The sequence below is a fragment of the Xanthomonas theicola genome (assembly GCF_014236795.1).
Taxonomy (GTDB): domain Bacteria; phylum Pseudomonadota; class Gammaproteobacteria; order Xanthomonadales; family Xanthomonadaceae; genus Xanthomonas_A; species Xanthomonas_A theicola.
The window spans coordinates 2,657,926-2,671,943 of the sequence record NZ_CP049017.1 but is presented as its reverse complement, the minus strand read 5'-3'; the positions used below and the strand labels follow the sequence as shown (position 1 = coordinate 2,671,943).

Here is a 14,018-nt window from a genome sequence, read left to right as displayed (position 1 = left end):
ATTTCGTCGATTCGACGAAATCCGGCCGGCATGAAGATCACTTCCTCCGACGAACGCCTGCTCTCGCTGCTGCGCGAGGACGCGCGCGCCTCCACCGCGCAGATCGCCCGCAAGCTCGGCCTGTCGCGCACCACCGTGCAGAGCCGGATCGAGCGGTTGGAGCGCGAGGGTGTGATCTGCGGCTACACCGTGCGCACCCGCGAGGATTTCGAGCAGGGCCATCTGCGCGCGCACATCCTGATCACCGTGCTGCCGAAGAAGATGACCTCGGTGGTCAAGGCGCTGCGCGGCATCGACCAGATCCGCGGACTGCATTCGGTCAGCGGATCCTACGACCTGATCGCGCTGGGCGTGGTGCCGGGCGTTGACGACATGGATGTGCTGACCGACCGCATCGGCGCGGTGGAGGGCGTGGAACGCACCACGTCGTCGATCATCCTTTCGACCAAGTTCGAGAGGTGAGGCTGGGGTTCGGGACTCAGGACTCGGGATTTTTGCGAGTGCGCCGCATTTCTGCGTTTCTGCAAGAGGGGCTTCAGCCCCGATGCGTTACCGGTAGGGCGTGGGGCCGAAGACCCTCCTACAGAAAAACGGTTGGTGCGAAGTTGCAAAAAAGCCGCTTTTTCCTTCTGAAGATGTGGCGATTTTCTTGACAGCGATTTGCGCCGGGACAGCATCCTGCCGTCCCGCGTCCTCGCCCTCCCGCTACAATGTTCGGCCCCGTTCCGCGACCCGCCGGCCTTGAAGAAGTCCGATTTCCGCTACGACCTGCCCGAGGAGCTGATCGCGCAGGCGCCGCTGGCCAAACGTTCCGCCAGCCGCCTGCTGCTGGTGCCGCCGGCACCGGCGCCGTTCGCCGACCGCCAGGTGCGCGACCTGCCGCAGCTGCTGCAGCCGGGCGATCTGCTGGTGTTCAACGACACTCGGGTGATCCCGGCGCGCCTGTTCGGGCACAAGCGCAGCGGCGGCCGTGTCGAGATCCTGATCGAGCGCCTGCTCGGCGGCCAGCGCGCACGCGCGCAACTGGGCGTGAGCAAGTCGCCCAAGGCCGGCGCGCGCATCGCCCTGGATGCCGGCGGCGAGGCCGAGGTGCTGGACCGCGACGGCGCGTTCTACGTGCTCCAGTTCCGCGTGCCCGACACGCTGGAATCGTGGTTGCAGCGGGCCGGGCGGCTGCCGTTGCCGCCGTACATCCGCCGCGAGCCCGGGCTGGACGACCGCGAGCGCTACCAGACCGTGTTCGCGCGGCAGGCCGGTGCGGTCGCCGCGCCCACCGCCGGGCTGCACTTCGATGCGCCCTTGCTGGAGGCCCTGCAGGCGCGCGGCGTCGGCGTCGGCCACGTCACCCTGCACGTGGGTGCGGGCACCTTCCAGCCGGTGCGGGCGGAGGCGCTGGAGCAGCACGTGATGCACCGCGAGTGGCTCAACGTCGGCGCCGGCCTAGTCGAGCAGGTGCGGCGTACCCGCGCCGCCGGCGGCCGCGTGATCGCAGTCGGCACCACCGTCGTGCGCGCGCTGGAGAGCGCCTCCCGGGACGGCGAACTGCTTCCGTTCGCCGGCGAGACCCAGATCTTCATCCTGCCCGGCTACCGCATCCGCAGCGTCGATGCGATGGTCACCAACTTCCACCTGCCGGAAAGCACGCTGCTGATGATGGTGTCGGCCTTCGCCGGCCGCGAACGCATCTTCGCCGCCTATCGCCACGCGATCGCGCAGTGCTACCGCTTCTTCAGCTACGGCGATGCGATGCTGCTGTGGAGCGGGGAATGGGGAATGGGGAATGGAGAGCCGTAAAAAAGCCCAAGCCATTGCGCCATCCGGTGCTGTAACCCCTCCCGATTCCCCACTCCCCATTCCCGGCCTTTCAATGTCCCGACTGCAGTTCCAGCTCGACACCACCGACGGCGCCGCGCGCCGCGGCCGCCTGACCTTCCCGCGCGGTACGGTGGAAACCCCCGCGTTCATGCCGGTCGGCACCTACGGCTCGGTCAAGGGCGTGCTGCCCGAGCAGATCCGCGCGCTGGGCGCGCAGATCATCCTCGGCAATACCTTCCACCTGTACCTGCGGCCGGGCCTGGACGTGATCGGCGACCACGGCGGGCTGCACGGCTTCGCCCGCTGGGACGGGCCGATCCTCACCGATTCGGGCGGTTTCCAGGTGTTCTCGCTGGCGCACCGGCGCAAGATCAGCGAGCAGGGCGTGACCTTCGCCTCGCCGACCGACGGCGCCAAGGTGTTCCTGGGCCCGGAGGAGAGCATGCGCATCCAGAAGGTGCTCGACTCGGACGTGGTGATGATCTTCGACGAGTGCACCCCGTACCCGGCCACCGAGGACGTCGCGCGCCGCTCGATGGAGCTGAGCCTGCGCTGGGCGCAGCGCTCGCGCGATGCGCACGACGGCCTGGGCAACGACGCGGCGCTGTTCGGCATCGTCCAGGGCGGCGTGCATGCGGACCTGCGCACGCGCTCGATCGAGGGCCTGCAGGCGATCGGCTTCGACGGTTACGCGATCGGCGGGCTGGCGGTGGGCGAGCCGGAGCACGAGCGCAACGCGATGCTCGAACACCTGCATCCGCGGCTGCCGGCCGACCATCCGCGCTATCTGATGGGGGTTGGGCGGCCGGAGGACCTGGTCGAGGGCGTGGCCCGCGGCGTGGACATGTTCGACTGCGTGATGCCGACCCGCAACGCGCGCAACGGCCACTATTTCACCGCGTTCGGCACCGTGCGCATCCGCAACGCCCGCTACGAGCGCGACCTGAGCCCGATCGAGCCGGGCTGCGGCTGCCACGCCTGCAGCGGCGGCTATACCCGCTCCTACCTGCGCCATCTGGACCGTTGCAACGAGATGCTGGCGCCGATGCTGGGCACCCTGCACAACCTCTGGTACTACCAGAAACTGATGGCCGACATGCGCGCGGCGATCGCCGCGGGAACCTTTGCCCAGTTCCGGCGGTCCTTCTATGCGGCGCGCGGGGTGGAAGCGGCGCCGCTACCGTCGGAGCAAGGATAAAGCCCCTCTCCTACCGGCGACCGTAGGGAGTCCCCGTGGGAGAGAGGGGTTGGGGTGAGGGTACGGCGCGAAGCGTCTCGCGGCGTTTGGGTGCACGAGGCTTCGCCCGTACCCTCATCCGCCGCTGCGCGGCACCTTCCCCCGAGAAGGGGGAAGGTGGTCCCGGTGGGAGAAGGGGGGTTGCGGCCCGATCCAAGGGTAAGGAGAGATCGTGGCATAATCGGCGGCTGCTTGCCGCCTCCGGCGACAAACCAGCGGTCCGTGCCCGCAACGGCGACGGGCCGCCCAAACCATAGGACACACCGATGAACCCGCTCGATTTCCTGATTCCCGTGGCCCAGGCGCAGACCGCCGGCGCCGCTCCCGCCGGTGGCGGCATGCAGATGTTCCTGCTGCCGATCATCCTGATCGCGGTGATGTATTTCGTGATGATCCGCCCGCAGATGAAGCGGCAGAAGGAACACAAGTCGATGCTGGACAAGCTCGGCCGCGGCGACGAAGTCATCACCTCCGGCGGCGTGGCCGGCGTGGTCACCGACATCGGCGACAACTTCATCACCGTGGAAATCGCCGACAACGTGCGCATCCGCGTGCAGAAGGGCGCCATCGGCAACGTGCTGCCCAAGGGCACGCTGAAGTCCGCCTGATCCATTTCTCCTACTGCTAGGCGCGGCGCCGGCGTGGCGTCGCGCGGGGTCCTGCAATGCTCGAGTTTCCGCGCTGGAAGTATTTCCTCATCCTGATCGTGCTGGCGTTCAGCGCGTTGTACGCGCTGCCCAACGTCTACCAGAAGGACCCCTCGGTGCAGATCACCGCCAGCCGCGGCGGCCAGCTCGACGAGGCCCTGCGCGAGCGGGTCGGCGCCGACCTGAAGGCGGCCGGGATCACCCCCAAGTCGGTGGCCAACGAAGGCGACAGCCTGATGGTGCGCCTGCCTAGCCTGCAGGCGCAGACCCGCGCCAACGACATCCTGCGCCAGCAGGTGGGCGAGAACTACACGGTGGCGCTGAACCTGGCCTCGACCGTGCCGGAATGGCTGTCCAGGATCGGCGGCAAGCCGATGGTGCTCGGCCTGGACCTGGTCGGCGGCGTGCACTTCGCGCTGCAGGTGGACCAGAAGGCGGCGCTGGAGAAGCGGCTGGACGGCTTCGCCGAGGACATCCGCACCACCCTGCGCGACAACCGCATCGCCTACCGCTCGGTCGAGCGCCGCGCCGACAACAGCATCCAGGTCGGCCTGGGCGAGGGCGCCGACGCCGACGCCGCGCGCGCCGCGCTGGCCAAGGCGCAACCGACGCTGCGCTACGCCGTGTCCGCGCAGACCATCGCGGTGAGCGTGCCCGATGCCGAGCTCAAGCAGATCGCCGCCGGCGCCATCGAGCAGAACCTGACCACGCTGCGCAACCGCGTCAACCAATTGGGCGTGGCCGAGCCGATCATCCAGCGCCAGGGCGAGGACCGCATCGTGGTCGAACTGCCCGGCGTGCAGGACACCGCCGAGGCCAAGCGCATGATCGGCGCCACCGCCACGCTGGAGTTCCGCGGCGTGGTCGAAGGCAACGCCGAGGACGCGGTGCGCACCGGCAATATCCCGCCCGAGGCCAAGGTGTTCCGCCTGCGCGACAGCGGCGCCCCGGTGCTGCTGAACAAGCGCGTGCTGGTGTCCGGCGAGCAGATGGTCAACGCCACCGTCAGCACCGACCAGAACGGCCTGCCGGCGGTGGCGGTCACCCTCAACAACGTCGCCGGCCAGCGCATGTTCGACTACACCAGCGCCAATACCGGCAAGCTGATGTCGGTGGTCTACATCGAGCGCATTCCCACCGTGAGCATGGTCGACGGCAAGGAAGTGCGCAGCGTGCGGGTCAAGGAAGAGGCGCTGTCGCCGACCCGCATCGCCGGGGTGTTCGGCAAGAACTTCCAGACCACCGGCCTGGAAAAGACCGAGGCCGAGAACCTGGCCAAGCTGCTGCGCGCCGGTTCGCTGGCCGCGCCGATGGACTTCGTCGAGGAGTACGTGATCGGCCCCAGCCTGGGCGCGGAGAACGTCGAGCGCGGCGTCACCGCGGTGATCTACGCGTTCCTGTTCACCCTGGTGTTCTTCGGCGTGTACTACCGCATGTTCGGCGTGATCACGTCGGTGGCGCTGCTGATGAACCTGCTGATCGTGGTCTCGGTGATGTCGCTGTTCGGCGCCACCATGACCCTGCCCGGCTTCGCCGGCCTGGCCTTGTCGGTGGGCCTGTCGGTGGACGCCAACGTGCTGATCAACGAGCGCATCCGCGAGGAGCTGCGGCTGGGCGTGCCGCCGAAATCGGCGATCGCCGCCGGCTACGAGAAGGCGGGCGGCACCATCCTCGACGCCAACCTCACCGGCCTGATCGTCGGCGTGGCCCTGTACGCGTTCGGCACCGGCCCGCTGAAGGGTTTCGCGCTGACCATGATCATCGGCATCTTCGCCTCGATGTTCACTGCGATCACCGTGTCGCGCGCGCTGGCCACGCTGATCTACAGCCGCCGCAAGAAGCTCAAGTCCGTCGCCATTTGATGTGAGTTCCTTGCAAGAGCCCGTACACCTATGTGCGGGGGGTGCAAAAATGCGAGTCTTTCGCAAGAGCCCGCACATCCATGTGCGGGGGTGCAAAAATGCGAGTCCCTCGCAAGAGCCCGCAAATCCATGTGCGGGGGTCTAAAAATGAAGAGCACGTCTCCATGAAAATTTTCCCGCTTCACCTGATCCCGAACGACACCAAGATCGACTTCATGCGCTGGCGGCGTCCGACTCTGGTGCTGATGCTGGTGCTGGCGGTGGCTTCGCTCGGGGTGATCTTCGCCAAGGGCTTCAACTACGCGCTGGAGTTCACCGGCGGCGCGCTGGTGCAGGCCAGCTTCCAGAAGCCGGTGGACGTGGACCACGTGCGCGAGCAGCTGGCCGCGGCCGGCTTCGAGAACGCGCAGGTGCAGAACGTCGGCAGCGGCAACGAGATCGTGATCCGCCTGCAGCCGCAAGGCGAGCACAACAACCAGGACGTGACCAAGAACCTCGCCGAGCAGGTGCGCAAGGCGGTGGATACCGCGCAGAACCCGGCGACGGTGCAGCCGGGCGAGTTCGTCGGCCCGCAGGTCGGCAAGGACCTGGCGCTGAACGGCGTCTACGCCACGGTGTTCATGCTGGTCGGCTTCCTGATCTACATCGCGTTCCGCTTCGAGTGGAAGTTCGCGGTGGTGGCCAGCCTGACCGCGCTGTTCGACCTGCTGGTGACCGTGGCCTACGTCTCGCTCACCGGCCGCGAGTTCGACCTGACCGTGCTGGCCGGCCTGTTGTCGGTGATGGGCTTTGCGATCAACGACATCATCGTGGTGTTCGACCGCGTGCGCGAGAACTTCCGCAGCCTGCGCGTGGAGCCGCTGGAAGTGCTGAACCGCTCGATCAACCAGACCCTGTCGCGCACCGTGATCACCGCGGTGATGTTCTTCCTGTCGGCGCTGGCGCTGTACCTGTATGGCGGCACCTCGATGGAAGGCCTGGCGCTGACCCACATGATCGGCGCGGTCATCGTGGTGGTGTCGTCGGTGATCGTGGCGGTGCCGCTGCTGTCGATCGGCCCGTTCCAGGTCAGCAAGCAGGACCTGCTGCCCAAGACCAAGGACGTCGAGGCGTTGGCGCGCAGGCCCTGAGGGGCTTGGATTGGGGAGTCGGGATTGGGGATTCGCAAGAGCGGCACCCCATCACCGCCTTGCCCCCTCCCAAAACGAAAAATTTCCGCTGTCAAGCGCTTGGCGCGACCACCTCGCGATGGAAAAGGCAGGCAGGGCGGCCAGTTGGGCGGTGTTCTCGTCGTTGCGCCTGTCAGGCTCTTCGGTGACGAAGTGCCACATGGGTCACACGCATTGGAGCAACACAGCAAGGATCGGAGTAGTTCCTACTGATGGAGCCACGCTGTCAGCGCGGCCCCATCTTGGACGGCACCATCGTTTCACTCAACGCCCACATCGTCCGGTAGATCGCCGCCGCACCGATCACCGCGCCGGCCACGCCGAACACGGCCGCCTTGTTCAGCGCATCGCCGTAATCGGCATCGTGCGGCAGCAGTACCGACGGCCCCAGCGCATGGCCCAGCGCGACCATCGACAATGCGATGCCGAACTTCGAGGCGAAGGTGAAAATGCCGTAGGAAAGCGTGTCCGAGCGCAGCCCGGTGCGGGCGTTGTGGCGGTGAATCAGGTTGGCCGCCGTGCCCCACAGCAGCATCGTGCAGCCGAACGCACCGCCACCGTAGAGGAAAGCGAAGGCATCCAGCCCGACGCTGCCGTTGATTCCGTTGAGGTGGAACGACCACGCCAGCCCGACGCAGGCCACGCCGGCCAGCAACGCCGCCAGCAGGAACGCCCGGTGCTCGCCGAAGCGCGCGGCGACGAACTGGAACATCGGGAGCAGCGCCAATGTGCCGACCGAGAACGCGATCAGCGCGCCCGACCGCTCGCCCAGGTACGGCAGGACGCGGCTCATCACCGACACCATGCCGGCATTGACGAAACCGGCGAACAGCAGCAGCGCCATTCCTTGCGGTATCCGCGCGACCAAACCAGCAAGTGTGGCGTTGGCAGCGGGTTTCGGCGCTTCGCCGGCATGGCCGGTGGTTTGCTTCGCCACCCGCGCCAGCAGCCACGCCGATACCAGCGCCGGCGCGCACAGCAGCGCGACGAACAGGGTCATGCTCCAGTCCGAGCGCGATTCGGCCCCCTTGCCGATCAGCAGGTAGGCGATGCACGCCACCACGATGCGGGCGCTGCCGCTCAGGAAATACCGCCCGGTCGAAAGCCGCAGCACCTCGCGGTTGTCGCGGGTCAGCACCGAGGTCAGCGCGTTCTGCGGCACGTCGTAGAGCTTGTAGCAGACCTGGAAGGCCAGTCCGACCACGACCGCGTGCAGCAACGGCGATCCCGGTCGCGGCACCGAGAACAACACGAGGAAGGCAATCGCCGACAGCAGCGCGCCCCAAACCTGCAAACCGGCCAAGCGCCGCAACGTGTCCGGACCGCAGTCAATCCACCAGCCAACCACCGGGTCGGCGATGGCGCTGAACAGCATCAACGCCATCGCCACCACGCCCATCGTCTGTGGCGGCAGGTGCAGGTACTGGGTCAGGAAATACGCGAACAGCAGATCGTAGGCATGCCAGAACAGGCTCTTGCCGCCATGTGCACCCAAGTAATAGCGGAACTGCTGTTGCACGCGGTTTCCAAGTCGCCCCTGCCGTTAGAGCGTGTTATGAACTTTGAAGGATGGTAGCGGCGTTGCTGAGCATGAGCACGGTGAAGACGACGAAGTGCAAGCCAGCCAAGGTTTCCGGCAAGCGCTCATAGTCGCGTGCCAATCGTCGGAATCGGTTGACCCAGCCGAAGCTGCGTTCGACGACCCAGCGCCGAGGAAGCAAGACGAATCCTTTCTTGGCTTCGGGAAGTTTCACCACGTGCAGTTCGATTCCTTCTGCCTGCGCGGCTTGCGCCGGCTCCTGCCCGGTGTAGCCTTGATCCACGAACGCCAGTTTTACCGTATCGCCCGTGACATGTTGCACCTCTTGCGCCAGCGAGCGCACCTGAGCGCGTTCTTGCTCGTCGGCAGGTGTGACTTGCACTGCAAGCAAATATCCGAGCGTGTCCACCGCCATATGCACCTTGCTGCCCTTCTTGCGCTTATAGCCGTCGTAGCCTGCACGTGTGTCGCTCTCGCAGGTGGATTGCAGCGTCCGCCCGTCCAGGATGACAGCACTGGGTTGGCCATGTCTGCCTTGGGCAACACGCAGGATGGAACGCAGGTCGTTGACCATGGCTTCAAAGCAGCCCGCCTGCAGCCAGCGTTGTGTCTGTTGGTAGACCGCTTCCCATGGCGGGAAGTCCTTGGGCAAAAGGCGCCATGGCGCTCCAGCACGTGCCATCCAGCGCAGCGCATTGAACATTGCCCGCAGCTCGTACTTGCGCTGCGGAGCGTGCTCGGTCATCAGGCTCAGGTAAGGCGCTGCGAACGCCCACTCTTCGTCGGAAATGTCGGTCGGATATGGGCGTTTGCTCTGCATCCCGCTACGATAGCCGGATCGACTCAAAGTTCATAACACGCTCTAGGGCCTGTTAACACATCCGAAGCCCATCAACGACCAGGACGAAGCTGAGGAATCCAAGGAACATGGCATCCAGCTTCTCGAAGCGCGAGAAAATCCGGCGGTAGCCTTTCAGGCGACGGAACAGTCTCTCCACCTCGTTGCGCCGCTTGTACATCTCCCGGTTGTATTCCCAAGGCTCGACCCGATTGGATTTCGGCGGGACCACCGGCACGAAGCCAAGATCGAGCGCCAACTGGCGGGTTTGGTTGCCTTCGTAGGCACGGTCCATCAACAAATGAATCGGCCGCTCCACTGGCCCCAGGTGTTCAAGCAACGTGCGGCCTGCAGGTGCGTCATGCACGTTACCAGGCGTCAATCCAAAGGTGATGGCTGTTCGAGCATCTGCGGCAACCATATGAATCTTGGTGTTCCATCCACCGCGGGACTTGCCGACGGCCTGCGGACCGTTTTTTTTAATGCGCCCGTGCCATCGGGATGCACCTTGATGCTGGTGGAGTCCAGCGAGATTGCTTCGATTTTGATGCGCACGATCTGGGACTTCTGCAATTGGGCCAACATCCGGTCCAGCACACCCGCCTTGGCCCAGCGGTTCATGCGTGTGTACACCGTGTGCCAGTTGCCAAAGCGCTTGGGCAGGCCGCGCCATTTGCAGCCATGCTCGGCAACGTAAAGGATGGCGTTGACCACTTGCAGGTTGGTCATGCTGACATTGCCGCGCTGTGCCGGCAGGCAGTGTTCGATTAGGGAAGATTGTGCTGGCGTGATCTCCATGCCCGATAGTTTAAACGCTCGGGCCATTAGTGTTAACAGGCCCTAGTCTAGAACGGCTTTATTGCGCCAGTTCCTGCCGTGCCGCGTCCACGTCCTGCCGGAACGCCACATCGCCGTGCAGACGGGCGACGACCGACGCACCGGCTAGCCGGCCGGCTTCCACCGCGCTCAGGTTATGCACGCCGCAGATATAGCGGCTATCGCCGTAGGCGCGGCCACGGGCGAGGATTTCCGTCGCGTGGTCGGGCATCAGTTCGACCAGCACCAGCGCCACCGCCGTTCCCCACGTCGTATGGCCGGAGGGATAGTCGTAGTCGGCCACCTGGTCATGTGGTTGGCAGGTCGTGCCCTTGTCCAGATGGAACGGGCGCTGCCGTTGCCACACCGGCTTGGCCGCCGTCACCGCCGCCGCCACGTCCGGGCGCATCCGCGCCAGCAACGCGGCCAGCGCCGGGTTCGCTTCGGGCGTGAGCGTGCGCCCGGCGGCCGGCGAGAAATCGGCCAGCATCGAGGTCACATCCTCGTGCACGTCGCCGACGGCTTGCGCACCGCGCGGCGTGCCCAGCAGCTTGCGGGTTTCGCGGAAGGTGCGGCGGTCGGCCTCGTAGCGCGGCGTGCCGCGTTCGGGCGCAGGCGGAAGCACCTGCACCAGATCAACACCCTCGCCGGACAAGTAGCGATCCGCCGGGGCGGTTTGCGCCGCCGCCGGCATCGCCGCCAGCAACGCGCACAAGGCCAACGGCACGATGCCGTTGACGCGGAACGGAACAGGGATAAAGGTCATCGCCTTGCCAGCAGGAATTGCGTCTTGAATTCGTCCATCGTATCGAACAGGCAGTATTCCGGCGCGCCCAGTTCGATCACCGGCACCCGGAGGCGCAGTTCGCGGATGGCGTCCAGCCACAGCGATTGGTAGCGCCGCTCCTCGGCCACTGTCTCGAACTGGCGGATGTAGTAGCCGAAAGTGGAGTGGAAGCCGTAGCTGTCGTGGTTCGGATGGCGAATGCCGGTCGCTTCCGTCAGCCGGTCGCGCAAGTTGCACAGGCGCTTGTTCTCCGCATCGTCGATCGGGCGCAGCGGGAACTGCGTGTTCGTCCGCGTCGCCAGGGCTTCGTCGGCCACCATGCGGATCGGCAAGTCCATGCCGAGGTCGAACTGCTTGAGCCGTTCGCCGACGTAGCGGTTGCACTCATCCAGCGAGGCATCCAGCGGCAGCTGGTGCGGCCAGTCGCCTGGGCGGCGGCGGGAATCCAGCGCCCCATCGAACACCGTCATGTGGTACGACGATGGCGGTGTCCAGGTGATGTTCTTGTTGCCGACCTTGGCGTGCAATGCTGCCGTTATTTCGGCAAGCGCCGTGTGTATCGGCCCCGGCTGATTCAAATGGCAGAGGATGGTATTGCCGGGGAATGACAACGCCTTTCCGTCGTCGTCGTATTTCTCGCTCACGCCAATGGCGCTGGGAACTCCCAGCGCCATCAGTTCGCAGTCCTTTGCTAGTTCCTTGGCGTGGGCGCGACCGGCAACGGTCGCCCCCATCAAACCTGCACCCGCCCATCCGAGAAATGCTCGGCGTGATGTCTTCATCAGAAATCCTTGTGGAAAGCGAGACCGAAGTAACGCTCGTCGTTGCGCGGCACGCCGCGGACAAGACTGCCATCGAACGTAGCCAGAGTGGCCGCATAGGACTTGTCGGTCAGGTTCTTGCCCAACAACGAGATGCGCCAGCCGTTGTAATTGCTCAAGGTGACGCTGGCGTTCCAGATGCCATAAGCCGGCTGGATGGTGTCCGGGGTCTGGTTGATGCTGTATTGGCTTTCGCTCTGCCAACTGTAATCGGTGACGAAGCTCAGATCGTAGTTCTCGCTGACTGGAACGCGATATTCACCATTGACCGAAGCCTTCCAGTCAGGAGCGAAAGGCAGCGTCTTGCCGTTCACATCGCACGAAGCGGTCGTGCCCGTCGGGCAGACGAATTTGTCGATACGGGCGCGGGTGTAGGCGACCGAGGTGCCGATCCGCAAGCCATCTGCCGGACGCGCCGACAGATCAAGCTCCACGCCCTTGGTCGAGACGCTGCCAGCGTTGATGAGGCGGCTGATGATCGAGCCGTTGTAAGTGTCGTAGAAGTTGACCTGATAGTCGTCGAAATCGTCCTGAAACAGCGCGACATTCAGGTCGAGGCGATGATTGAACCAGCTCGACTTCAGGCCAAGCTCGAACGCATTCGAGGTTTCCGGCTTCGCTGCCTGCGTGTCCTGCGGCAACATGCTGAAGGCTAGGTTATACGCTGGCCCCTTGTAGCCACGCGAATAGGTGAAGTAGACATTGGCGCGATCGCTGAGATCGTATTGAAGGCCCAGGCGTGCGGAATAGCCATCCTTCTGCGTCGAGCCAGAGTTTGCGAACGCCGTCTGGATGCCCGAAACCGCGGTGGCCGAGGTCGAGGTACGGGCGAAGTAGTAGTCGATGTCGTCGTGGATGAATCGCGCACCGGCAATGCCGCGGAAAGCATCGGTGAAGTTCAGGGTCATTTCGCCGAACACCGAATAGTTGGTGTTGATCGTGCCGAAATTGGCAACGCCGCGATTAACGACCGTGCTGCCGGACGACAACTGTGTCGTCTCGCGGGTGTAGGTTTCCTCATCCTCACCACGCATGTAGAACACGCCGGCAACGTAGTCGATGAAGCCACCCTTCGGCGAAGCCACGCGCAGCTCCTGCGAGATTTGATTGAAGTCCAGTTCACCGCGATCGTTTCGCTGCGGATTGGTGGATGTCACCTTCGGCAGACGATCGTTATCCTGCAATTGCAGGTTTTCCCACTTTCGATAAGCGGTAATGCTCGTCCACTCATAGTCGCCAGTGTGCCAGTCCAGTTGCGCCGCAATACCATAGTTGGTGTCGTTGGCGTAGGTGTCCTGGTTGACGTTGGCTTGGCGGTTTTCCTTGCCGGCAACCACCGGAGCCAAGGCGGCGGCGAAGTTCGCGTAATTCGTCACCGTGCCGCTCGGATACGCGCGGAGCCAAGTCTGGGTGACAACGCCATGTGCGGTGGTGTCGTGCGAGCGCAGGTAGTCGAGGCTCACTGTCGCACGCAAGTTGTCGCCGGGGATGATCTCGAACTTGGCACGGCCACCGTTCTTGGTGTAGCCGTTGACCTTGTCGCCGTTGTAAACATTGGTGACGTTGCCGTCGTAGTTCGCAGAGAGGACGCTGACCGAGGCATTGACCTTGTCCGGCACCAGTGCGCCGGAGACGCCGGCCTTCATGTGGATCTCGTTACCTTCGTACCATGACAGATCGAAGGAACCCGTGGTTTCGGCAGTCGGGTTCTTGGTGATGATGCTCACCACGCCAGCCGAAGCATTCTTGCCGAACAGCGTGCCTTGCGGGCCGCGCAGCACTTCGATGTGATCGACGTCGAGCAGGTCGAGGTTGGCCATGCCTTGACGAGCCAGCGGCACACCATCAATCACGGTCGAAACAGTCGGCTCAACGCCCGGCGAGGTGGACACGGTGCCCATGCCGCGCAGGAAGATGGATTGATCTTTTGACGAGGCAGCGGAACGGAAGTTCAGCGCCGGAACCTGCGCCGAGATGTCGCGGATGTTGTTCAAGCCCTGTGCTTGCATGCGCTCGCCAGTGACCACCGAGACAGCCACCGGAACCTTTTGCAAGGGTTCCTCACGGCGGGTCGCGGAAACCGTCACCGTATCTAGGTCCTTGGCTGGTGTCGGTGTGGTCGCCTCTTGGGCGAAGCCCGGCAGCGCGGTCAGGATGCCCGCCGCCAAGATGGACAGCTTGAGGGCGCGGTGTGGATGCGAGTACAGCATGGCGGTTCTCCGGGGAGGTGATGGGGATGGCTATTACATTCCATAGAGAAATTTATTACTTGATTATTACAGGGTGATTGCGCGGAAGGCGCACTTTTATTTGGCTTCTCGGTGTAGTCGTCTGCGTGATATGTTTCTCTGAGGAATCTAAAGGAACTTCGTCGTGTCCATCGAGCTGGGCCTGGCCCCTAGCGAACAGCGCATCCTCGACCTGATCCGGTATCGAGGCCCCATCTCCCGTGCCGAACTGGCACGGGAAGCCGGCTTGTCGCCGCC

At 64.6% G+C, this 14,018-nt stretch carries 12 protein-coding genes and 1 pseudogene; 7 read left to right on the top strand and 6 right to left on the bottom strand.

Going from position 1 to position 14,018, the window contains the following annotated elements:
* Nucleotides 1–30 precede the first annotated feature (30 nt).
* From G4Q83_RS12535 to secF, 6 genes are all read left to right on the top strand, one after another.
* Nucleotides 31–462 carry an Lrp/AsnC family transcriptional regulator gene (locus G4Q83_RS12535; RefSeq protein WP_128420871.1) on the top strand — a complete coding sequence of 144 codons (432 nt, stop codon included), beginning with the start codon at nucleotides 31–33 and terminating at the stop codon, nucleotides 460–462.
* Between the two features lie 279 nt (nucleotides 463–741).
* The gene (gene queA / locus G4Q83_RS12530) at nucleotides 742–1,794 is read left to right on the top strand and encodes a tRNA preQ1(34) S-adenosylmethionine ribosyltransferase-isomerase QueA (RefSeq protein ID WP_128420870.1); all 1,053 of its coding nucleotides are present in this window, start codon (nucleotides 742–744) and stop codon (nucleotides 1,792–1,794) included.
* A gap of 73 nt (nucleotides 1,795–1,867) precedes the next feature.
* The gene (gene tgt / locus G4Q83_RS12525; RefSeq protein ID WP_128420869.1) at nucleotides 1,868–3,013 is read left to right on the top strand and encodes a tRNA guanosine(34) transglycosylase Tgt; all 1,146 of its coding nucleotides are present in this window, start codon (nucleotides 1,868–1,870) and stop codon (nucleotides 3,011–3,013) included.
* A gap of 305 nt (nucleotides 3,014–3,318) precedes the next feature.
* Nucleotides 3,319–3,660, top strand: a complete 342-nt coding sequence (gene yajC, locus G4Q83_RS12520) for a preprotein translocase subunit YajC (protein ID WP_128420868.1) — start codon at nucleotides 3,319–3,321, stop codon at nucleotides 3,658–3,660.
* A gap of 56 nt (nucleotides 3,661–3,716) precedes the next feature.
* Nucleotides 3,717–5,561, top strand: coding sequence for a protein translocase subunit SecD (secD, locus tag G4Q83_RS12515; protein ID WP_128420867.1), 1,845 nt, complete (start codon nucleotides 3,717–3,719; stop codon nucleotides 5,559–5,561).
* Between the two features lie 164 nt (nucleotides 5,562–5,725).
* Nucleotides 5,726–6,691: a protein translocase subunit SecF gene (secF, locus tag G4Q83_RS12510; RefSeq protein WP_128420866.1), complete on the top strand. Its 966-nt coding sequence runs from the start codon at nucleotides 5,726–5,728 to the stop codon at nucleotides 6,689–6,691.
* Between the two features lie 265 nt (nucleotides 6,692–6,956).
* Here secF and G4Q83_RS12505 read toward each other — a convergent pair whose 3' ends face one another.
* The 6 genes from G4Q83_RS12505 to G4Q83_RS12480 form a co-directional block, all read right to left on the bottom strand.
* Nucleotides 6,957–8,249, bottom strand: coding sequence for an MFS transporter (locus tag G4Q83_RS12505; RefSeq protein ID WP_128420865.1), 1,293 nt, complete (start codon nucleotides 8,247–8,249; stop codon nucleotides 6,957–6,959).
* A gap of 34 nt (nucleotides 8,250–8,283) precedes the next feature.
* Complete coding sequence (locus G4Q83_RS12500; protein WP_185817207.1) at nucleotides 8,284–9,090, bottom strand: IS5 family transposase; 807 nt, start codon at nucleotides 9,088–9,090, stop codon at nucleotides 8,284–8,286.
* A 52-nt stretch (nucleotides 9,091–9,142) separates the two neighbouring features.
* Nucleotides 9,143–9,906, bottom strand: a protein-coding gene (locus G4Q83_RS12495; RefSeq protein ID WP_246432084.1) for an IS5 family transposase whose coding sequence is annotated in 2 segments (ribosomal slippage) — nucleotides 9,143–9,591 and nucleotides 9,591–9,906 — 765 coding nt in all. Because the reading frame shifts where the segments join, the coding sequence is not laid out codon by codon here.
* Between the two features lie 58 nt (nucleotides 9,907–9,964).
* Entirely contained in the window at nucleotides 9,965–10,690 is a 726-nt protein-coding gene (locus tag G4Q83_RS12490; RefSeq protein ID WP_128421400.1) for an acid phosphatase, read from the bottom strand.
* The gene (locus G4Q83_RS12485) at nucleotides 10,687–11,493 is read right to left on the bottom strand and encodes a DUF1868 domain-containing protein (RefSeq protein ID WP_128421401.1); all 807 of its coding nucleotides are present in this window, start codon (nucleotides 11,491–11,493) and stop codon (nucleotides 10,687–10,689) included. The genes G4Q83_RS12490 and G4Q83_RS12485 overlap by 4 nt, the downstream gene beginning before the upstream one ends.
* Nucleotides 11,493–13,742 carry a TonB-dependent receptor gene (locus G4Q83_RS12480; protein ID WP_128421402.1) on the bottom strand — a complete coding sequence of 750 codons (2,250 nt, stop codon included), beginning with the start codon at nucleotides 13,740–13,742 and terminating at the stop codon, nucleotides 11,493–11,495. The genes G4Q83_RS12485 and G4Q83_RS12480 overlap by 1 nt, the downstream gene beginning before the upstream one ends.
* Nucleotides 13,743–13,905: 163 nt before the next feature.
* Between G4Q83_RS12480 and G4Q83_RS24645 the strand changes: the two are divergent.
* Nucleotides 13,906–14,010: pseudogene (locus G4Q83_RS24645) on the top strand (hypothetical protein); the annotation flags it as partial.
* Between the last annotated feature and the right edge of the window lie 8 nt (nucleotides 14,011–14,018).